The sequence below is a fragment of the Bacillus sp. FSL W8-1127 genome (assembly GCF_038006725.1).
Classification (GTDB): Bacteria; Bacillota; Bacilli; order Bacillales; family DSM-4216; genus Bacillus_O; species Bacillus_O smithii.
In genome coordinates, this window is sequence record NZ_JBBOVU010000001.1 from 1,552,744 (window position 1) to 1,573,974 (window position 21,231).

The following is a 21,231-nucleotide window of genomic DNA, read 5'->3' on the forward strand; positions in this document are numbered from 1 at the left end:
ATAAGAAACTGTTTTGAATTCATCCAGATCATTTTCTTCAGCAGTTTCCTTTTGCGGCAAAAAAGCGAAAAATGGTACCATACCCATAAATCTTTCAGTGAAGGGACAGAATAGTTGTGAAAGTAGGAATTGCTTTAGGAGGCGGTGCTGTACGCGGGATAGCCCATATTGGAGTGTTAAAAGTGTTAAAGAAGCATCGAATCCCCATTGATTTTATAGCAGGAACGAGTATGGGCGGTGCGATTGGAGGCTTAGTTGCCGCGGGTATTGATGTAGAAGAAATTGAAGGGTTTGTTCTAAGCACGCCATCTTATCGATTGATGGATATTGGAATTCGAAAACGTGGAATTTTAGCCGGAAATAAAATATACGCTACGTTGATTCAATTTTTGGAGCAAAAAGGGCTTGGTGATATTAAAATCGAGGATTTGAAGATACCGTTTCGGGCAGTATCGGTCGATTTGATCAAAGGAAATGTTTTCGTGATGAAAGAAGGTAGCCTTGTCTTGGCTATTCGAGCGACGACATCGGTTCCTGGTATTTTTTCTCCCGTTCATTATCAAGGTAAAGTATTGGTGGATGGTGGAATTTTAAATGATCTCCCTGCCGATTTGCTTCGTGAGGCAGGAATGGATAAGATCCTTGCCGTAGATGTCGAAAGGGAACATGATGAACAGGAACCTCGTAATATATTTGAAACGGTTTATCGTTCGTTTACAATTATGATGACCGTGCAGCGCCGTGTCAACTTGAAGTATGCAGATGTCGTTTTTCGTCCGGAAGTAGGTCATATTTTAGCGTTCGACACAAGCAGAATCCGAGAATGCATTAAAGCTGGCGAGCGAGAAGCTCAACGGAAGATTCCTGAAGTGTTATCTTTGTTGGAATCAAAATAGTATAGGGGGTTGAATTGGAAATGGATTTAATCAAAAAAGGATTGGCATTTGGACTAGGTTTGGCTGTTACGAGCAAGGAACAAGCAGAAAAATTTGTGAATGATTTGGTGAAAAAAGGGGAGTTGTCTCTGGAAGAATCAAAAGACATGGTCAATCAGCTGGTTCAGCGGGGAGAAGAAGAAAAAAAAGGATTACAACGCATTGTACGGGAGCAAATCAAACAAATATTAAACGAATTGGATTTAGCGACAAAAGAGGATATTCAAAAACTGGAACAACGAATTCAGAAATTGGAAAATGATGATAAGTAAAGGAACCCTGTCTCGGGTTCCTAGTCTTTTGAAGGGGATATAGTATGATTGGGAAAAGAATTCGTCATATCAGTCGTTATCGCGATATTGCTATTACGTTGATTCGCAATGGCTTTGGAATGGTGGTCGAGGAAACCGGCATTACTCAATTTCTCTCCCTCCCTCAGCGTCTGTTTTTCGAGAAGAAAGAAAAAGCTTCTAAATCTGTCGGTGAACGAATTAGAATCGTTCTGGAAGAATTAGGTCCTACTTTCGTGAAATTGGGGCAAATCGCCAGTACTCGCCCTGATTTGATTCCTGAAGAAATCATCAGAGAATTAGAAAAACTGCAAGACCATGTTCCACCTTTCTCTTTTCAAGAAGTGCGTGAAATTGTTCAAAGTGAATTAGGAGAGGAAATTGAAAACATATTTCTCCATTTTGAGGACGTGCCGCTTGCGGCTGCTTCGATCGGACAAGTCCATCGGGCCACTTTGCGCACCGGGGAACAGGTAGCAGTCAAAATACAACGTCCAAATATTACAACTGTGATTGAAACAGATTTGGAAATTCTTCAAGATTTGGCGACATTAGCTGAACAACGATCGGAATTGGCAGCAAAGTATCAAATCCGTGATATGATGGATGAATTTTCTAAGTCCCTTCGCGAAGAACTCGATTATACGAATGAAGCACGGAATGCGGAGAAAATTGCCAATCAGTTTAAAGATGACTCTACCATCTATGTTCCAAAAGTTTTTTGGGAGTATACCACTAAAAAAGTATTAACGATGGAATATGTCGAAGGGGTAAAATTCAATGAAATAGACCAAATGAAGAAAAATGGCTACAACTTAAAAAACTTAGCTGAACGTCTTGCAAAAGGAATTTTTCAACAAGTTTTCATCGGTGGCTTTTTTCACGGGGACCCGCATCCAGGAAATGTACTAGTATTACCTGGAGAGATCATTGCTTTTCTCGATTTTGGAATGGTAGGGCGGCTTACTCCCGATATGAGATATCATTTTTCATCTTTAATCATTTCGTTGATGCGTCAAAGTACCGATGGGGTGATTCATTCGATCAGTGCAATGGGATTGATTCCGGATGATGTAAACATGAAACAGTTGCGAGCTGATGTAGAACGTATGAGGGAAAAGTATTATGATGTTCCTTTAAGCCAAATTCGTTTAGGGGAGGCCGTGAACGATTTATTTCGTTTAGCTTTTCAGCATTCAATCCGAATTCCGGCCGACTTATCATTATTAGGAAAAACTTTGCTGACGGTTGAAGGCGTAGTTGAAAATCTTGATCCTGAATTCAGCATACTCGATATTGCCGAACCATTTGGCCGTCGACTGTTAAAAGAACGATACCATCCCAAAAATGTAGCAGAAACGGTATGGAAGCAAGTTTCTGATTATAGAGAATTGATTTTGGACTTTCCAAAACACATGAAAGAATTTACTTCTTTGGTCAAGCGGGGAAGACTTCGTATGGAGGTCGGCATCCCGGAACTGGATCTTTTTTTAAAGAAATTGGATCAGATCAGTAATCGATTATCATTTAGCATTGTTTTATTGTCTTTCAGCATCATTATGGTTGGGATCATTATCGGTTCTTCCATGAATAGACAATCCACGTTGTTGTGGAAATTTCCTGCCATTGAGATGGGATTCGTGGTGGCAACACTCATGTTTTTTTGGCTTTTGTATTCGATTTTTAAGTCAGGAAGATTTTAACGAAATAGAAAAATGGATGATCGCAAGTGGAAGAACCCCCGGCTGTAGGGGGAGTTTCACTGTATACATTACGATTGGGCAGCAAGTCTAATGCATAACAGGAAAAAGTCTAAAAGGAGAACGCCTTTTAGTGATTGGTATTCGATGATGTTTTTGCGGGATGGTGTCAAAAAATAAGAATAAAATGGGGCTGTATGGTTGTGTTTTATACCCCTTACCGGTATAATGTATAATGAAGATGCGATCAGAATGAGGTGATATCAGTGGACCACTGTGAAGATAATTCCATCAATCCTAAAATGGTTCCCCGAACAGAGGAAGAAATTGAAAGTTTAATAAAGCGCTTGAAACGCATTGAAGGACAAGTGCGTGGAGTGCAAAAAATGGTGGAGGACAACCGTTATTGTATTGATATTTTAGTTCAAATTTCGGCTATTCAAGCCGCATTAAAGAAAGTAGGTTTTAATTTGTTGGAACGTCATGCCAATCATTGTGTTTCTAAAGCTATTCGTGAAGGCAACGGAGAAGAATCCATTCAAGAGTTAATGGAAGTTGTTAAGCAATTCTCTAAGTAAAGGGGGGAATGCTTTATGAGTGAACAAAAGATCGTCACATTAAAAGTGACTGGTATGACATGTGCCGCTTGTTCCAATCGTATTGAGAAAGTGCTGAACAAGATGGATGGAGTAGAAGCCAATGTCAATTTAGCGATGGAAAAAGCAACGGTTAAATATGATCCGGCTAAACAAAGTGTAGCCGATATTCAAACAAGAATTAACAAATTAGGATATGGCGTTGCGACTGAAAAAGTAACGCTGGATATTGAAGGGATGACATGCGCGGCCTGTGCGACTCGTATCGAAAAAGGGCTAAAACGCATGGAGGGCGTTACAAGTGCGGTTGTTAACCTGGCGACAAACAGTGCGGTTGTAGAATACAATGAAGGCGTTTCTTCTGTAGAAGATATTTTAGAAAAAATCAAAAAGCTAGGCTACAAGGGACAGATCCACGATGAAGAACAAGATCAAGCTGATCGAAGAAAAGTGCAGCTGAAACAAAAGCAACGACAGCTGGCTATTTCGATCATCTTATCATTGCCCTTGCTTTATACGATGATTGCTCATATGCCTTTTGATTTAGGCTTGCCGCTGCCGCATTTATTAATGAATCCATGGTTCCAGCTTCTATTAGCGACACCCGTTCAGTTTTACATAGGCGGTCCTTTTTATGTTGGGGCATATCGGGCATTGCGGAACAAAAGCGCCAACATGGATGTATTAGTAGCTCTTGGAACATCGGCCGCTTACTTTTACAGCTTGTACGAAGCGTTTAAAACTTTAGCCAATCCCGAATATATGCCGAAATTGTATTTTGAAACAAGTGCCTTGCTGATTACGCTTGTACTGGTCGGAAAATACTTCGAGTCACTGGCAAAAGGAAGAACGACAGAAGCCATCTCTAAGCTGTTGAGCTTGCAAGCAAAAGAAGCTCTTGTGATCCGTAATGGTCAAGAAGTAAAAGTTCCGCTTGAAGAAGTGGTGATCGGAGATACCATTCTTGTCAAACCCGGAGAAAAAATCCCGGTAGACGGCACTGTTATTTCCGGGATATCCTCCGTGGACGAATCCATGATTACTGGCGAATCGATTCCGGTTGATAAGAAAGAAGGAGACGCTGTCATAGGAGCTACTTTGAATACAAATGGCGTACTGACCATTCGAGCCGAAAAGGTAGGAAAAGAGACGGCCCTTGCCAATATCATTAAAATCGTTGAAGAGGCTCAAGGTTCTAAAGCGCCGATTCAGCGGATGGCAGATGTCATCTCAGGAATTTTCGTGCCTATTGTGGTAGGGATTTCTGTTGCATCGTTTATGATATGGTACTTCATTGTGGCGCCGGGTGACTTGCCAAAGGCGCTTGAAGTGGCCATTGCGGTTCTTGTCATCGCCTGTCCTTGTGCGCTTGGATTGGCCACTCCGACATCCATTATGGTCGGAACCGGTAAAGGGGCGGAAAAAGGGATCCTCTTTAAAGGGGGTGAGTATTTAGAAGGAACGCATACAATCAATGCTGTGCTGCTGGATAAAACAGGTACTGTTACAAAGGGAAAACCAGAAGTAACAGATGTAGTAGAGTTTCAAAATGGCATGCTTGATTATGCCGTTTCAGCCGAGAGCGCTTCTGAACATCCGCTGGCCCAGGCGATAGTGGAATACGGAAAAAAACAAGCGATTTCCATAAAACCATCGGAGCATTTCTCCGCCATTCCCGGCCACGGAATTGAAGCTGTTATTGAAGGCAAACATGTTCTTGTTGGAACGCGAAAATTGATGAAGGAACACTCGATTGACATATCCGAGCATGAAAATCAAATGGCGGATTTTGAAAAACAAGGGAAAACCGCCATGCTGGTTGCCATTGACCATCAGATTGCCGGCATCATTGCTGTCGCGGATACCGTAAAAGAAAGCTCCAAAGAAGCCATTCAAACTTTAAAACAAATGGGTATAGAAGTGTACATGGTAACGGGAGACAATCAACGCACGGCTGAAGCGATAGCGAAGCAAGTGAATGTGGATCATGTGTATGCCGAAGTGCTCCCTGAAGACAAAGCGAAAATCGTTGAAGAACTCCAAAAACAAGGAAAACGAGTGACGATGGTCGGCGATGGGATCAATGATGCTCCCGCTCTTGCAAAAGCGGATATCGGAATGGCCATCGGCACAGGAACGGATGTCGCGATTGAAACGGCTGATGTAACGTTGGTTGGCGGAGATCTGGCACATATTCCAAATGCGATTGAGTTAAGTCGTAAAACGATGAGAAACATTCGACAAAATCTATTTTGGGCTTTGTTTTATAATTCTATTGGCATTCCTGTGGCAGCAGCTGGATTATTGGAGCCTTGGGTTGCGGGAGCGGCTATGGCATTCAGCTCTGTATCGGTTGTGACAAACGCGCTTCGTTTGAAACGCGTGAAAATAGAAAATGGAACGATATAAAGGAGGAATTCTTAATGGACATTACATTAAACGTAGAAGGAATGACTTGCGGACACTGCAAAATGGCCGTAACAAATGCTCTTAAAGAGCTGGAAGGTGTGAAAAATGTAGATGTGCATCTAAAAGAAGGCACTGTGGATGTAGTTTTTGATGAGACAAAAGTCAGTGTAGAAAAAATGAAAGAAGCGATCGAGGATCAAGGTTACGATGTGAAATAACATCCACAAGAGATCATGGAGCAAAAATCCATGATCTCTTATCATTTTTGACATGATCAACGGTTTGGACGACAAAAGTCTGACAAGCCTAACTATGAACATTTTTACGGACAAATTTGGCGTTAGAAATGGTGAATACAACCTTTCCCATTTTGATAGGGCGTTAAACTACAAGAAAGCAGAGAAACAGTATGGAGAAACACAAAAAAGGAGTATACAAAGATGGAATCAACTGTTTCAAAGAAAAAAACAATTATTTCCTATATTATAAGCTTCGCTTTTATTATCGCGATGATAACAGCTTCGGTGATACTTAAAGATCACGAAATCATTTTGCCGGAAGTAGCAGCCATGGCAATTGCCATGTGGGTGTGGCGAGATGAGGGGTGGATAAGACAGCCATTCAAGATTTTTCTGGTTCCTTCTATTACGGCTTTGATCGGTTTCGTAGTGAATCAATTGCCAATTTCTTATTTAGGAAAAGTCATCTTTACCCTTATCCTAATGATGATCTTTTTGTGGACCATTCAATCGAACTTAGGCCCTTCCATTGCGACGGGATTGCTGCCGGTGGTGACGAATGCAACGGAATGGTCATTTGTGATATCCGTGTTTATTCTTACTTTTTTATTGATGATTGGGGTTCTCCTATTTAGGTTAAATAAAGGATTGGAGAAGAAAACGGAGATCCAGTACAAGTATATGGCAGTGTTCTTGGTGCTGATCTTAGTGTGGATTGGTTTATGTTCGATTGTCGGCTACCCATTGGCTGTGATCCCACCGATACTCGTGGTCGTATTTGAGTCGCTTCAAAAACCGATGTACAACGGAAAAATGGCTTTTAAACAAGGGCTTGTCTTAACGGTTTCTGCGACGATAGGAACGCTTTTATATTTTTCTATTGATTCTTGGATATTGGCAACATTGCTAGACATGATTTTGATGCTGATTCTGTTATATGTCGTCGGCATCCGTGTCCCTGCGGTTTACGCTTTTCCGCTTCTTCCATTTGTCTTCCCGGATGAGATTGTGGCGAAGCTGCCACTAGGTTCCTTTATAACATGCTTATTCCTGTTATCTGCAGTGTTGGCCTATAAAAAGATCGAGATGAGGCAAAAAGGAAGAGCTGTACAAATGTGATCTATGTTCAAAAGCGGCCATATATCTAGCAAAATCCATTGAACGTTGCAAGATGGTTTGGGAAAATTTGTTTAGAATGCAGTCAGCCAGATGGTCTGGCTGCATTTATTTTAATTGATTTGAAGCTAGGATCTAAATCAGACAGCTATTGCTGGTAAAAATATGCATACTCTAAAGTGAAATTGATAGAATAGAATTTAATAAAGCCTTTTATTTATTGCGGAATTATTTAAAATTTTCATTTTCATTCATTAGAAGATATCTATAAAAAATCATCATCAAAATGATGATTTCAGAGTGTAGACAAAAGGCATCCGAATGTGCGCTTTCGGATGCCTTTTGTCACTTTTATGCTTTCAAATGTTTGGAATAGACCCCTCCAGGGGTCTATTTTATGTTATTGCTGGACTTTTCCATGTCCAGCAAGCCATCTTTTTCAAATTCATTGCAGCAAAAGTTAGCATCGCCTGCATGGACAATTTTTTTAGACCTCTTAAGGTTGTCCAACGCATACCATGCTTTTCCTTTGCATCAGCAAAAACACGTTCAATGGTTTCTTTCCGTCTTGCATAAATGCTCTTATTCTCTTGTGTATGCCGAAGATGATCAGCTTCCTCTAAATAAAATTCCCATACATGTCGCTGAATCAGTTTTTTATGCTCCTTACTTTGGGTGCACTTCGAGAGGAATGGACAATCTTTACACTGGACTGGATCAGAAAAATATTGACGATAGCCTTCCTTCGTCGTAGTTGCATATTTTAACACTTGTCCTTGCGGACAAAGATAACAATCGTAGTATTCATCGTAAACATACTCATGTTTTTTGAAATAACCATCCTTTGTACGAGGGCGAGTATAAGGTAAAGCAGGGGTCATATCATTTTCAAATATGTATTGGGCAACGGCGGGAGTTTTATATCCAGCGTCAGCAGCAACTACAACCGGTTTTCCATGTTTTTCGATGACTTTTTCAAGAAGTGGCTCCAATACGGAACTGTCATGAATATTCCCTGGCGTTACAATAGCCCCCAAAACAAAGCCATTTCGATCCGCAGCAGCATGGAATGAGTAAGCAAACTGTTTTGTTCGCTCGTCTTTTACGTAGTAACCACTTTCCGGATCAGTGGTACTTTCTTTTATTTCTTTATATTCTTCTTTCCCAAATTTATCTGGAGGAAATGGCTTTTTTCCATGTGCTTCTCGATCAGCATTTATCTCATCTTGTAGACGTGCTTGATAGGCTTTCGTTTCTTTTCGAACCACTTTCTTCTCAAATTTATGCTTATTCGCACTCGCTTTGACATGAGTAGAATCAATAAAGACATGCTCACTGCTTATCAGCTTCTTATCTGCAGCTTCTTTCAAAATGCGATAGAATATCTGTTCAAATAAGTCTGTATCCTTAAAGCGTCGCTCGTAGTTTTTCCCAAACGTTGAAAAGTGAGGTACCTTATCATAAAAACCAAATCCAAGAAACCAACGGTAAGCCAGATTCGTTTCGATTTCCTCTATAGTTTTTCGCATGGAACGAATACCGAAGGTATATTGGATGAAAGCCATTTTAATCAATACAACTGGATCAATACTTGGTCGACCTCTTTCCGATGAATACATGTCTTGAACAAGCGAATAGATAAATGAAAAATCAATAGCAGCGTCGATTTTACGAACCAAATGATCTGCAGGTACAAGTTGGTCTAAAGCTATCATTTCTATTTGATCACGATTCATCTGTGTATTTTTTGTTAGCACTTCATCCACCTCAATTCATTACGGTATCTTAATTATACAAAAAAAGACTGTCGGCAAATCCGGTTTTTTCGGATTTGTCGACAGTCTGAATCATCATCAAAATGATGATTTATATAAAATGCCAAAATATTCGAAAATTAATACCTTTACAATCAATTATTTTTTATATATAATTTGTATAATTCGTATATATTTACTTAGTTTAAGGAGGTAGAATGATGTCTCAAACTTCTACATTGGTGAAAGTGGCAGCAACTGGAAAATGGGAATCCGGCGTTAAAACCAATATTTCTATAAGGAATTTCCCTGTTTTTTCAATAGATGAACCACCAAAATTAGGTGGGAATGATTCAGGTCCAAATCCATTAGAATTTGTTGCGGCAGCTATGAACGGTTGTAATGGAGTGATGATACCGCTAGTGGCCAAAGAGTTGGACTTTACTTTTTCAGGCATTGAATTTGAAACCACTGGTATTGTAGATATTAGAGGTTTAATGGGGGAAGAAGGCGTAAAACCGCATTTCCAAAAAATTCGTTTCCATGTGAACATTCAAACGGAAGAAAGCGAAGAGAGAATTGAACAATTGAAAAAAGAAGTAGAACGCAGATGCCCGGTCTATAATCTCTTCGTTGATGCCGGAATAGAAGTGGATACAAAATGGAGTAAAAAATAAATGAACTCAACTTTCGCAGTGAAAAATTTATGAATAATCCTTGATTTGATAGGTTTCTTTGGGTATCTCATATTCACTTGACACTGAAAAAATTCGTCTAAAAAACAAAAAGACACCTCTTTCTTTTGGTAAACTATTGGTGACCAAACCAAAAAAACCAAAGAAAGAAAGGTGTCACCATTATGATAACGAAAAAAGAGTATTTTGCGCAATTACCAAAAGAAATAAAAGACGGATTTTCTGAATTACAAATTGGTAATCATTTAAGAAAAGCAGGAATTATCAAGGCTTGTGGTTATTCTTGTTTATCGATTTTTCAACTATTATTTCTTCTTGTTTTTCAATACAGAAACTGGTACCACGCCTTACAAAGCAAAAAGGCTGCCGATTTACCAGGAAAAGATACCATTTATCGTTTTTTGAACTCGTCTACGTATAACTGGAGAACCTTTTTACTATCTCTGAGCTCCGAAGTGATTCGTCGTGTGAAACAAACGATTTCGAAGCGCCGTGTTACCGTGTTTATTGTAGACGATTCGATTTATTCTCGTAACCGTAGTAAATCGGTTGAGCTTCTAGCTAAAGTATTCGATCATTCCACTCGTCAGTTTGTCAATGGTTTTCAACTATTAACGCTCGGATGGTCCGATGGCTTTACATTTGTACCTATCGATTTCGCTCTTTTGAGTTCAGCGAACCAAAAGAATCGCTTGAACGAAATCCATTCGTCCATTGATAAACGAACCACAGGCTACAAACGACGGCTCGAGGCATTGGAAGCAAAACCAAACATGGTGTTGAAATTAGTAGAACATGCATTGGATAAAGGAATTTTCGCTGATTATGTGCTCATGGATACATGGTTTACTCATGCCCCGTTGGTGGAGAAGATTCACTCCAAAGGCCTTTTTGTCATTGGTATGGTCAAACAGCTGAAACAACGGTATCTTTTCAACGGAGAACGTTTAACCTTGGAACAACTGTATCGAAAAGCGAAACGAGACATTGGCAAAAAAGAAACACTCGGCTCGATTCACGCAACCCTTCATACGGGTTTACCAGTGAAAATCGTGTTTGTGCGGAATCGAAACAACCAAAGTGAATGGCTAGCCATTTTGAGTACAGATACCACGCTGTCTAATGAAGAAATCGTTCGAATCTATGGGATGCGTTGGGACATTGAAACCTTTTTTAAATTCAGTAAATCGTTTTTACATTTAGCCAAAGAGTTTCAAGGTCGTTCCTATGACATGATGATTAGCCATACTACCATTGTCTTCACTCGGTATATCTTGATTGCTTGGCAACTTCGGAAAGAAGAGGATCCGAAGACCATGGGCAACTTATTCTTGTTTCTATGTGACGAAGTAAAGGAGATGGACTTTAAAACGGCTTTACTACAATTGATTTCTCTTTTCCAAACTTTGGCTGAAGCTAAGGTTTATTTGAGTATGGACATTTTTCAGTGTCAACTGTCCAATTGGATTACTTCTTTACCTCGTTATATCAAGGACTGTCTCCATATTTCTGTGTGCGAAAGTTGAGTAAATGAAATAAAATCATTTTTAAAAAGGAGAGGTAAGATTTTACATATACCCTCCTTTTTTTAATGATGCAGATGGAATTCAGACATAGTAGGATATTTTTGTTTAAAGCCTCCAAATGGCATTGCGGCGTCAAAAAGATTGTAGCAATTCCCCCACATCGTTCCTTCTTCCATTGGATGTGCGACTCTGTACCCTTTTATAACATCAGTTGTCCCAATCCCGATTGTTAATCCATAATTGCTGCCATTGGCTCTTTTCATGACATCGGCAATTTGTTCATTGCCATCAAACGGCATGGCGGCAGCCGCTGGTCCAAAAATTTCTTCCCGGGCGATGGTCATATGTTCGTTCACATCGGTAAAAACGGTTGGTGGAATAAAATATCCTGGACCTTTTTTAGGTTTTCCCCGGTTATTGGCTTAGCCTCTTTTTCTTTCCCTGTTTCTAAGTAATCTCGAACGGTTTCGTATGGTTTGGCGGAAACTGATGCACTGATTTGTGTATCTTTTTTGAGTCCGGGGCCCACTTTTAATTTGGATGCCACGCTGGCATATCGGCAAGAAAATATCATAGATCAAAAAGAGGGATCTGAAATGAGAAGAGTTAAAGTGAAGTCATATGATGAGCAATGGGTATCGAATTTTGAAGACGAAGCTAAAACATTGCATGAAATATTTGGGCCGGAAATCATCGAAATTCATCATATCGGCAGTACCTCAGTAAACGGCCTAAAAGCAAAGCCTATTATCGACATCATGCCTATAGTAAGAGAGATAAATAGAATTGACGAGTTTAACACAAAAATGATCTCAATTGGTTATGAACCAAAGGGGGAAAACGGGATAACTGGACGTCGATTCTTCCAAAAAGGAGCTATTCCTGTAATGAAGAAATTTGAGGTTTGAAACAAAAAGAGCCCTCTTGGTATAGTACAGGGTGTCAATGCATTGACCCCGAATTAATAATTACCAAGGAGGACTCAAGATGAATTATACGCAAAATCGTAAAATCTCGCAAATTACACCATCAACATTAATTGTAGGCATTGATATCGCCAAAGACAAACACGTCGCTCGAGCTCAGGATGATCGAGGAATCGAATTTGGAAAAAGACTGATCTTTGAAAATCGCATACATGGCTATCAAAAACTGCTTGATTGGGTTTCGAGGCATCAAAAGGAACACCAAAAAACACATGTCATTTTTGGTGTTGAGCCGACCGGTCATTTCTGGCTGAGTCTGGCCTATTTCTTGACTGCTAAAGGTTATGACTTTGTCTTGGTCAATCCTATGCATGTCAAAAAAACTAAAGAGCTGGATGATAACTCTCCAACTAAAAACGATACGAAAGATGCACGTGTGATTGCACAGCTGATTAAAGATGGGCGATACTCCGTACCAAATCTCTTAGATGGCATCTATGCAGAGCTAAGAGAAGGCGTCAAATTAAGAGATCAGCTCATCCAGCAGCTTATGATCACAGAAGGTCGTATTCAAAATCACATCCAGCGTTACTTTCCGGAGTTTTTCGATGTATTTAAAGACTGGGAAGGAAAGGCAGCTCTTTGTACATTAAGAAACTTTCCATTCCCCTCTCAGATTAAAGAAATGACATCAGAAGAAGTTCTTGCGAAATGGAAACAAGAAGTAAACCGTGGTGTAGGAATCAAACGAGCTACAAAGTTAATAGAAGCAGCGAAAAAGAGCATTGGTATCCAAATTGGTATCAAGTTTGCTAAACGTGAATTGGATTATTTACTCGATCAATATGAGCTATACAAAGAGCAATTAGGACAGTTAGATAAGGATCTGGAAGCACTTGTAGTAACGATACCTGGAGCGAAGGAAATGATCAATATTCAAGGCTTAGGTCCTACAACAGTCGCGCTATTCTTCGCTGAGGTCGGGGATATAACAAAGTATAGTCATCCCCAGCAATTAGTAAATCTGGCAGGGCTGTCATTACGTGAACATAGTTCCGGGAAGTTTAAGGGGCAAACCAAGATCACAAAACGAGGACGAAGTCGATTGCGAAGAGCTTTATACTTGGCCATTCGTCCACTCGTTGCCCATAATCCAACGTTTAAAGCCCTGCATCAATACTACACAAAGCGTCCTGATCGACCTTTGAAGAAACAGCAGTCACTGATTGCCTTGTGTTGTAAATTACTACGTGTCTTATTTGTCATTGGTCAAAAACAGTGTGAATTTGATGGTTCAAAGTTATTGAGAGGTTTGCCTCAAATCGATTCATTACAGGCAGCTTAAGGCTTTATTAAGTTCATGAAATCATTTCAGAATACCGTAATTATCTCAAATGACAAACACCAATAGTGCAGAGTTGGAGCTTATTTATTCCATACGGGCATGTGACCCAGCAAAGGAGCATATCCAACCTCCACCTCATGGATACGCAGGACGAAGGAATGTATGGAATTCAATCCGGAGAGATGTGGGAGGGTTAGCGACCGTGAGTGATGTGGAGATGATGAAGCACGGTTATACCTTATTTTTACCAAATAAATACAATTTGGTTGATAGGATGCCCCCTACCATGTAAATTATTTAAAAAAATTCAACATATATCCATTAAATGAGGTGTGTATTCTATTAAGTGTCTATGAAATTTTGAGAAAAAGCGAGTATTCGGGAGAAAAATAAACTTTATTGAGGGAGGAGATAACCGTACTCATCATATCCACTTTTTTGAATTAGGCAATCCTGAGATTGAACGTCATCTGGCTTTTCGAGATTATTTACGATCCCATTCAGATGTTGCGAAAAAGTATGGAGATTTAAAAGAGGAATTGTCAAAACGTTTTCCTTGCGATATTGAATCGTATATCAAAGGGAAGGAACAGCTGGTTTTAGAAATCGAACGAAAAGCAGTAGCATGGTATAAAAGTTCAAGAGAATAAATATTGATTTGTATCTCATATTGCTGTTGATATGAATAGAGTGGAGGGGTTTGAATATCTTTTTTGCGATCCTAGGAACCAACAAATAATGGAAAAAATAAAGTTTGATCTACTATCACTAATGAGGTAGGGTTTTCTAAGAGGGCTGCAGTCAATCTGAGAAAACTCTCCTCTTTTCTTTATTGATGATTGGCTGCCACAACGAATTTAAAGCTGGAATTTTTCAAATCCATCATTTCTGCAAATTTATTATATAAAATAATACATATTTTCATTCTGGACTTATGGTTGAATGGAAGGGAAAAAAGTGAGAAAAATTTCGTTTAAATTGGGACTATTATTTTTTGTATTTGTATTAGGAGTAGAAGCGGTTTTATTTGCGTCTTTATATGTTACTCTGGTTCATTCGAGAATTAATGAGGAATTTGAGCAACTCTTAGCAAGAGGGAACAGCCACCGCGATGTGTTGGAAAAAAATTATAATCCTTCAACATTAGAACATGTCAAATTGATGGAATCTGAAGCGGAGACAGACGTCGTAATTACAAATGACAATGGAAAAATATTATATTTTTCCAATCATATTTTGCCGGTTGCAAAAAAAATCATTAAAAAAACAAATAAAAACATTCCCTATCGCGGAATGATTGTACAAAAAAACTGGCAAAAGGAGTCGCATATTGCAACCGTAAGCCCGATTCGAATCAACGGCAAACTAAAAGGATACGTCTATATGTTTCAAAATACCGATTCCATTCAATATATGATTTATAAGTTAAAGCACCATTTCATTATGGTTGGAATTCTTTCTGTCTTTTTAACCATTATTACCATTGCTTTCTTATCAAGAGTCATTACCATTCCTCTCATACGCATGAAACAGATGACCGAAAAATTAAGTAAAGGTGATTTTTCTGTTCGTTTGCAAGTAAAAGGGGGAGACGAATTGGCGGAATTAGGGAAAGCCATTCAAACATTGGCGTTGGATTTGGAATTCTTAAAAAAAGAAAGAAAAGAATTTCTCGCTAGTATATCTCATGAGCTTCGTACTCCATTAACTTATGTAAAGGGGTATGCCGACATCGCCAGGAGAACCAATATTGAAGAAGAAGAGAGAAATCGATATTTGTCCATTATTTATGAAGAAGCAGAGCATATGGAAAAATTAGTAAAAGATCTTTTTGAGTTAGCGCAGATGGATCAACATTCCTTTCACATTCATAAGGAATCTACAAACTTATGCGCATTCTTAAAAAAATTGTATGACAAACTGAATCCTGCTTTTCAAGCGAAAAACATGTCTCTTAACTATTTCTGTGATGGGAATATTACCGTCCACATAGACCAAAAACGTTTTGAGCAAGTAATGATGAATCTGTTAGACAATGCATTAAAATATTCAGATCAAAGTTCAACCGTCTCCATCTATGTAAAAGAGAAAAAAAAGAATGTTATGATTATTGTTTCGGACGAAGGAACGGGAATTCCGGAAGAGGATTTGCCGCATATTTTTGAACGGTTATATCGTGTGGAAAAATCAAGATCAAGAACCAAAGGTGGGACGGGATTAGGTTTAGCCATTGTAAAAGAAATTGTTGAAGCTCATGGAGGTTCTATTTATGCGGATAGTATCCCAGGAAAAGGAACTAAGATAATAATTACACTACAGGAGGGATGAGCGTGCACACGATTTTACTAGTTGACGACGAAAAACGAATGCTAGATTTGCTGGATCTTTATCTTTCCCCTCAAGGGTATCATTGTATAAAGTGCGAGTCCGGTTTATCAGCGTTGCAATACTTAGAAAAGAACAAGGCGGATTTAGTCTTGCTCGATATTATGATGCCGGAAATGGATGGTTGGGAAACTTGCAAACAAATTAGAGAATTTTCCAATATCCCTATTATCATGGTGACGGCAAGAGCTCAAACGTTGGATAAAGTAAAAGGACTTAAAATGGGGGCTGATGATTATATTACAAAACCATTTGACGAATCCGAGTTGCTTGCTCGAATTGAGGCCGTACTGCGGCGTTCGGTTGGTAAACGTTCGAAGCTTGAGTTTCAAGGTTTAGTATGGGATGAAGACCAGCATAAAGTTCAGTATAAAAATCAGCTCATTTGTTTAACCCCTAAAGAGTTTGCCGTATTAGGGCTGTTTTTAAAGCATCCAAACAGAGTGTTTAGCAGAGAACAAATCATCGTGTCATTATGGGGCTATGACGCAATCACAGAAGAGCGCACAATAGATTCTCATATAAAAAATATTAGAGAAAAACTTAGGAAAGCTGGTTTTCCGATAGATCAATTTCTTCAAACTGTTTGGGGAGTGGGATATAAATGGGACACATAAGGTGTGACCAATAGAAAATGATTTCTTTTGATCCTTTAAAAGTAGCGACTGAATTGTGGTCTAATCTTGAACAAATAAATTAGATATTTTCTTTGTGTTTACGTCCTACGAGTGCCCAAATTTTGATTACGTGACAAAGGCATTACGAAACTTAGAATATCTACTTGTTATGATGCGTTAGTCTTATCTAATGATTTTAAGAGGTGAGCAGGATGAAAATAAAAGGAATGATGGTTTTACTATTACTCACTTTGATCCTATCGGCGTGCGGTTCCAATCATGAACAATCACATCAAGAGCACTCTTCCAATGGTGATTTGCTTGAAAAAACGGCTTCTGCTGAAGTTTTGCCATCCTTTTTAAAAGGTCAACAGAAAGAAATACGAATGATCTATCAAGCTGCCGGAAAATCAACTGAGTTGTTACAATGGATTCCTTGTTATTGCGGTTGTGGCGAGAGTGCCGGACATAAGAGCAACATGAATTGCTTTGTCAAAAAAATCAATCAAGATGGTTCTGTCATATGGGATGATCACGGAACTCGTTGCGGTGTTTGCTTACAAATCGCAGATGAATCCATTAAGATGAAACAAGAAGGAAAATCTATAAAGGAAATTCGCCATTACATAGATGAAAAGTACAAAGAAGGCTACGCCAAACCAACGAAAACTCCAATGCCTCTGTAAAAAGGTGCTGAAATTACTTGTTTATTGTGATTGAATGATGCTCAAAACAGATTTAGCAGGAGATTATATCCATATAAACAGACCAACTCTTGTAAGGGATACTATCGAGAATTTCTAAAAATAACTTCTTGCAAAAAACCCTTGGCCATTCCTTTGGGAATACCAAGGGTTGAAAAGTATGGAGAAGAGTCATGATTGAATAAAATAACGGTGCGTACAATGGGGTGAACGGTTGAAGGTTCATCAACCAAATTAAAGTTTCCATTGTCATTCTGAAAATGGACATCGAAACCTAAATGTTTGACTCTTTTTCAATTTTTTATTCGCCTTTATTGGTTGTATCATTCGGTTTTGGTTTATAATCCGATTTATAATCAGTATATTTTACTTCTGTCACCATTCCGGCTGAGGCATGATGTAAATCGTGGCAATGGAACATCCAATTTCCCGGATTATCCGCTTTGAATGCGACAACATACTCTTCACCCGGTTTTAAATTCAACGTATCCTTAATCAATGGGGAACCTGTAATGGGCTTGCCGTTTTTGCTTAACACTTGGAAGAAATGTCCGTGTAAATGCATTGGATGTAAATCTGTCGGTGAATTGTTCACTAATTTTACTTTTACGAGATCTCCTTTTTTCACATTGATCGGTGCTGTTTTAGGATACGTTTTCCCATTAATTGTGTAGACCATGCCATCTTTGCCCATGGAGGTTCCTAAATTCATCGTATACTCTACATCATATTTTTGATCTAACGTAAATGAACCTAATTCATGTTTTCCGTATTTTGTCAAATCAACGGTAGGAAGGTCCTCTTTTGCATTTGCTTTGTCCGAATTTCTTTTTGCACCTTCGTATTGAATTTTCACTTTCATGCCATCGGTACCTTTCATATCGCCGTGACATTCTAATAACCATTCTCCTGGATGATTCGCTGTAAATTCAATATCATAACGTTCACCCGGAGCAATATTCAAAAGTTCATCTTTGATTGGCTGCGGATCTTTTATCGGCTGCCCATCTGCAGCAACGATTTTAAACTTGTGACCATGCAGATGAAGCTTGTGAGACATGTACCCTGCGTTTACAAGGCGAAGTCGTACTTTTTCGCCTTTCTTCACTTTTAAAGGTTTAACAGCGGAACCACTTTTCCCATTAATTGTGAAAATATCGTACATACTCATATCATGGCCCATACTGCTCATATCCATTTGACCATGTCCCATATTACTATGATCCATACCGCTCATATTCATATTGCTTTCTGCATTCGGTTTGCTCATCCATTCATCTAACACTAGCGTATAATCTCGATCTACTTTTTCCTCATTCTTAGGCTCTACGATTAAAGTACCGTATAGCCCCTTGTCCACTTGTTTCGCGCTTTCTTGATGGGAATGATACCAATACGTTCCCGGTACGGTTGCAGTAAATTCATACGTATAGGTTTCACCTGGTTTGACTGCATCCATGGTGACCCCTGGAACTCCGTCTTGGCTATTTGGAACAGGGTAGCCATGCCAATGTATCGATGTCGGTTCAGGCAATTCATTTTTAAAGTGAATTATGACACGATCCCCTTGTTTCACTCGAATTTGTGGACCGGGTACAGATCCATTATACGTGTAGACCGGAAGTTTTACTTGATCATTGATTTTTAATAATGCTTCCTTAGCAGTAAGATTAATCTCTTTACCGGTTAAAACTTCTGTATTTGTTGTCAAAGGAAGTTGTTGGCTGGAGTACTTGGCGGTTTCTTCCTTCTTGTTTGACATATCGTGTCCTTGCATGGAATTGTGCGAAACATTATTATTTGAGCAGGCTGCACCAACAGCGATAACTCCTGCCAATAAAGTTCCTAACAGTAATTTCTTCATGCCTTTCCCCCTTTAAATTAATGGTGTTAATCATACTATCATCATCTTAGATAATAAATGTGCAAAATTTATGGAGGAAAAAGAGAAGCATGCTTGTACTTAGTAATGGGGAGGAAATCAAAAATTCGTTTTAAATTGGAGACATGATATAAAAATAAAAAACAAGCCACTGTAATGATAACTAAGTTATTAGTTATCGGTAGTGAATGGTTAGAACGAATGGAAGATTTGAATTGAAGGAGGGGACTTTACATCTTTCTTTAAAAAGAATGGAAAAGCGAAAATGGATTACTACTTATTGGAGTGATGAGCAAGGATCGGGAGGCCGTAGGAAATATTATCCAATGACTGATGAGGTACGTTACCATTATAATCTGAAAATCGAAGAATGGAATTTTGTAAAAAAATTGATCGATACCTTTTTGGAAGAAAGGAAAGGAGCTATTCCTGTAATGAAGAAATTTGAGGTTTGAAACAAAAAGAGCCCTCTTGGTATAGTACAGGGTGTCAATGCATTGACCCCGAATTAATAATTACCAAGGAGGACTCAAGATGAATTATACGCAAAATCGTAAAATCTCGCAAATTACACCATCAACATTAATTGTAGGCATTGATATCGCCAAAGACAAACACGTCGCTCGAGCTCAGGATGATCGAGGAATCGAATTTGGAAAAAGACTGATCTTTGAAAATCGCATACATGGCTATCAAAAACTGCTTGATTGGGTTTCGAGGCATCAAAAGGAACACCAAAAAACACATGTCATTTTTGGTGTTGAGCCGACCGGTCATTTCTGGCTGAGTCTGGCCTATTTCTTGACTGCTAAAGGTTATGACTTTGTCTTGGTCAATCCTATGCATGTCAAAAAAACTAAAGAGCTGGATGATAACTCTCCAACTAAAAACGATACGAAAGATGCACGTGTGATTGCACAGCTGATTAAAGATGGGCGATACTCCGTACCAAATCTCTTAGATGGCATCTATGCAGAGCTAAGAGAAGGCGTCAAATTAAGAGATCAGCTCATCCAGCAGCTTATGATCACAGAAGGTCGTATTCAAAATCACATCCAGCGTTACTTTCCGGAGTTTTTCGATGTATTTAAAGACTGGGAAGGAAAGGCAGCTCTTTGTACATTAAGAAACTTTCCATTCCCCTCTCAGATTAAAGAAATGACATCAGAAGAAGTTCTTGCGAAATGGAAACAAGAAGTAAACCGTGGTGTAGGAATCAAACGAGCTACAAAGTTAATAGAAGCAGCGAAAAAGAGCATTGGTATCCAAATTGGTATCAAGTTTGCTAAACGTGAATTGGATTATTTACTCGATCAATATGAGCTATACAAAGAGCAATTAGGACAGTTAGATAAGGATCTGGAAGCACTTGTAGTAACGATACCTGGAGCGAAGGAAATGATCAATATTCAAGGCTTAGGTCCTACAACAGTCGCGCTATTCTTCGCTGAGGTCGGGGATATAACAAAGTATAGTCATCCCCAGCAATTAGTAAATCTGGCAGGGCTGTCATTACGTGAACATAGTTCCGGGAAGTTTAAGGGGCAAACCAAGATCACAAAACGAGGACGAAGTCGATTGCGAAGAGCTTTATACTTGGCCATTCGTCCACTCGTTGCCCATAATCCAACGTTTAAAGCCCTGCATCAATACTACACAAAGCGTCCTGATCGACCTTTGAAGAAACAGCAGTCACTGATTGCCTTGTGTTGTAAATTACTACGTGTCTTATTTGTCATTGGTCAAAAACAGTGTGAATTTGATGGTTCAAAGTTATTGAGAGGTTTGCCTCAAATCGATTCATTACAGGCAGCTTAAGGCTTTATTAAGTTCATGAAATCATTTCAGAATACCGTAATTATCTCAAATGACAAACACCAATAGTGCAGAGTTGGAGCTTATTTATTCCATACGGGCATGTGACCCAGCAAAGGAGCATATCCAACCTCCACCTCATGGATACGCAGGACGAAGGAATGTATGGAATTCAATCCGGAGAGATGTGGGAGGGTTAGCGACCGTGAGTGATGTGGAGATGATGAAGCACGGTTATACCTTATTTTTACCAAATAAATACAATTTGGTTGATAGGATGCCCCCTACCATGTAAAT

Annotated in this window: 21 protein-coding genes; 17 read left to right on the forward strand and 4 right to left on the reverse strand. The window is 39.1% G+C overall.

Features of this window, described 5'->3' with window-relative positions:
* Nucleotides 1-116 precede the first annotated feature (116 nt).
* From NST12_RS07380 to NST12_RS07410, 7 genes are all read left to right on the forward strand, one after another.
* The gene (locus NST12_RS07380) at nucleotides 117-896 is read left to right on the forward strand and encodes a patatin-like phospholipase family protein (protein ID WP_341100760.1); all 780 of its coding nucleotides are present in this window, start codon (nucleotides 117-119) and stop codon (nucleotides 894-896) included.
* A gap of 20 nt (nucleotides 897-916) precedes the next feature.
* On the forward strand, nucleotides 917-1,207 hold the full coding sequence (locus NST12_RS07385; protein WP_003352822.1) for a phasin family protein: 291 nt from the start codon (nucleotides 917-919) through the stop codon (nucleotides 1,205-1,207).
* A 44-nt stretch (nucleotides 1,208-1,251) separates the two neighbouring features.
* Nucleotides 1,252-2,928: a 2-polyprenylphenol 6-hydroxylase gene (gene ubiB / locus NST12_RS07390; RefSeq protein WP_341029306.1), complete on the forward strand. Its 1,677-nt coding sequence runs from the start codon at nucleotides 1,252-1,254 to the stop codon at nucleotides 2,926-2,928.
* 263 nt (nucleotides 2,929-3,191) lie between these two features.
* Nucleotides 3,192-3,503, forward strand: a complete 312-nt coding sequence (locus NST12_RS07395) for a metal-sensing transcriptional repressor (RefSeq protein ID WP_003352825.1) — start codon at nucleotides 3,192-3,194, stop codon at nucleotides 3,501-3,503.
* 15 nt (nucleotides 3,504-3,518) lie between these two features.
* Complete coding sequence (locus tag NST12_RS07400) at nucleotides 3,519-5,930, forward strand: heavy metal translocating P-type ATPase (RefSeq protein ID WP_341029308.1); 2,412 nt, start codon at nucleotides 3,519-3,521, stop codon at nucleotides 5,928-5,930.
* Between the two features lie 14 nt (nucleotides 5,931-5,944).
* The gene (copZ, locus tag NST12_RS07405) at nucleotides 5,945-6,148 is read left to right on the forward strand and encodes a copper chaperone CopZ (RefSeq protein ID WP_270584557.1); all 204 of its coding nucleotides are present in this window, start codon (nucleotides 5,945-5,947) and stop codon (nucleotides 6,146-6,148) included.
* Nucleotides 6,149-6,370: 222 nt separating this feature from the next.
* Nucleotides 6,371-7,288, forward strand: a complete 918-nt coding sequence (locus NST12_RS07410) for a hypothetical protein (RefSeq protein ID WP_327805619.1) — start codon at nucleotides 6,371-6,373, stop codon at nucleotides 7,286-7,288.
* 392 nt (nucleotides 7,289-7,680) lie between these two features.
* Here the strand turns inward: NST12_RS07410 and NST12_RS07415 are convergent, their stop codons facing one another.
* The gene (locus NST12_RS07415) at nucleotides 7,681-9,042 is read right to left on the reverse strand and encodes an IS1182 family transposase (protein WP_048622333.1); all 1,362 of its coding nucleotides are present in this window, start codon (nucleotides 9,040-9,042) and stop codon (nucleotides 7,681-7,683) included.
* Between the two features lie 218 nt (nucleotides 9,043-9,260).
* Between NST12_RS07415 and NST12_RS07420 the strand changes: the two genes are divergently transcribed.
* Both NST12_RS07420 and NST12_RS07425 read left to right on the forward strand, forming a co-directional pair.
* Complete coding sequence (locus NST12_RS07420) at nucleotides 9,261-9,716, forward strand: OsmC family protein (RefSeq protein ID WP_327797792.1); 456 nt, start codon at nucleotides 9,261-9,263, stop codon at nucleotides 9,714-9,716.
* A gap of 182 nt (nucleotides 9,717-9,898) precedes the next feature.
* Nucleotides 9,899-11,260 carry an IS4 family transposase gene (locus tag NST12_RS07425; RefSeq protein WP_003353499.1) on the forward strand — a complete coding sequence of 454 codons (1,362 nt, stop codon included), beginning with the start codon at nucleotides 9,899-9,901 and terminating at the stop codon, nucleotides 11,258-11,260.
* A 62-nt stretch (nucleotides 11,261-11,322) separates the two neighbouring features.
* Here NST12_RS07425 and NST12_RS07430 read toward each other — a convergent pair whose 3' ends face one another.
* A complete protein-coding gene (locus NST12_RS07430) occupies nucleotides 11,323-11,604 on the reverse strand; it encodes an aldehyde dehydrogenase family protein (RefSeq protein WP_445662322.1) in 282 nt (93 codons plus the stop codon).
* 8 nt (nucleotides 11,605-11,612) lie between these two features.
* A complete protein-coding gene (locus tag NST12_RS17070; RefSeq protein ID WP_445662323.1) occupies nucleotides 11,613-11,834 on the reverse strand; it encodes an aldehyde dehydrogenase family protein in 222 nt (73 codons plus the stop codon).
* Nucleotides 11,835-11,856: 22 nt separating this feature from the next.
* On the opposite strand from NST12_RS17070, the gene NST12_RS07435 reads away from it, so the two are divergent.
* The 6 genes from NST12_RS07435 (at nucleotide 11,857) to NST12_RS07460 (ending at nucleotide 17,219) form a co-directional block, all read left to right on the forward strand.
* On the forward strand, nucleotides 11,857-12,168 hold the full coding sequence (locus NST12_RS07435; protein WP_341100764.1) for a GrpB family protein: 312 nt from the start codon (nucleotides 11,857-11,859) through the stop codon (nucleotides 12,166-12,168).
* A gap of 79 nt (nucleotides 12,169-12,247) precedes the next feature.
* Nucleotides 12,248-13,531, forward strand: coding sequence for an IS110 family transposase (locus NST12_RS07440; protein ID WP_270584767.1), 1,284 nt, complete (start codon nucleotides 12,248-12,250; stop codon nucleotides 13,529-13,531).
* A 398-nt stretch (nucleotides 13,532-13,929) separates the two neighbouring features.
* Nucleotides 13,930-14,181: a GrpB family protein gene (locus tag NST12_RS07445; RefSeq protein WP_445662340.1), complete on the forward strand. Its 252-nt coding sequence runs from the start codon at nucleotides 13,930-13,932 to the stop codon at nucleotides 14,179-14,181.
* Between the two features lie 307 nt (nucleotides 14,182-14,488).
* Nucleotides 14,489-15,859 (forward strand): sensor histidine kinase, encoded by a 1,371-nt coding sequence (locus NST12_RS07450; RefSeq protein ID WP_327797707.1) that lies wholly within the window; start codon nucleotides 14,489-14,491, stop codon nucleotides 15,857-15,859.
* Nucleotides 15,860-15,861: 2 nt separating this feature from the next.
* Complete coding sequence (locus NST12_RS07455; protein WP_341100765.1) at nucleotides 15,862-16,533, forward strand: response regulator transcription factor; 672 nt, start codon at nucleotides 15,862-15,864, stop codon at nucleotides 16,531-16,533.
* 212 nt (nucleotides 16,534-16,745) lie between these two features.
* On the forward strand, nucleotides 16,746-17,219 hold the full coding sequence (locus NST12_RS07460) for a PCYCGC motif-containing (lipo)protein (protein ID WP_327797705.1): 474 nt from the start codon (nucleotides 16,746-16,748) through the stop codon (nucleotides 17,217-17,219).
* A gap of 319 nt (nucleotides 17,220-17,538) precedes the next feature.
* Here the strand turns inward: NST12_RS07460 and NST12_RS07465 are convergent, their stop codons facing one another.
* Nucleotides 17,539-19,101 (reverse strand): multicopper oxidase family protein, encoded by a 1,563-nt coding sequence (locus NST12_RS07465; protein ID WP_341100767.1) that lies wholly within the window; start codon nucleotides 19,099-19,101, stop codon nucleotides 17,539-17,541.
* A gap of 206 nt (nucleotides 19,102-19,307) precedes the next feature.
* On the opposite strand from NST12_RS07465, the gene NST12_RS07470 reads away from it, so the two are divergent.
* Both NST12_RS07470 and NST12_RS07475 read left to right on the forward strand, forming a co-directional pair.
* Nucleotides 19,308-19,574 carry a PadR family transcriptional regulator gene (locus NST12_RS07470; protein WP_341100769.1) on the forward strand — a complete coding sequence of 89 codons (267 nt, stop codon included), beginning with the start codon at nucleotides 19,308-19,310 and terminating at the stop codon, nucleotides 19,572-19,574.
* A gap of 79 nt (nucleotides 19,575-19,653) precedes the next feature.
* A complete protein-coding gene (locus NST12_RS07475; RefSeq protein ID WP_270584767.1) occupies nucleotides 19,654-20,937 on the forward strand; it encodes an IS110 family transposase in 1,284 nt (427 codons plus the stop codon).
* Nucleotides 20,938-21,231: the final 294 nt, after the last annotated feature.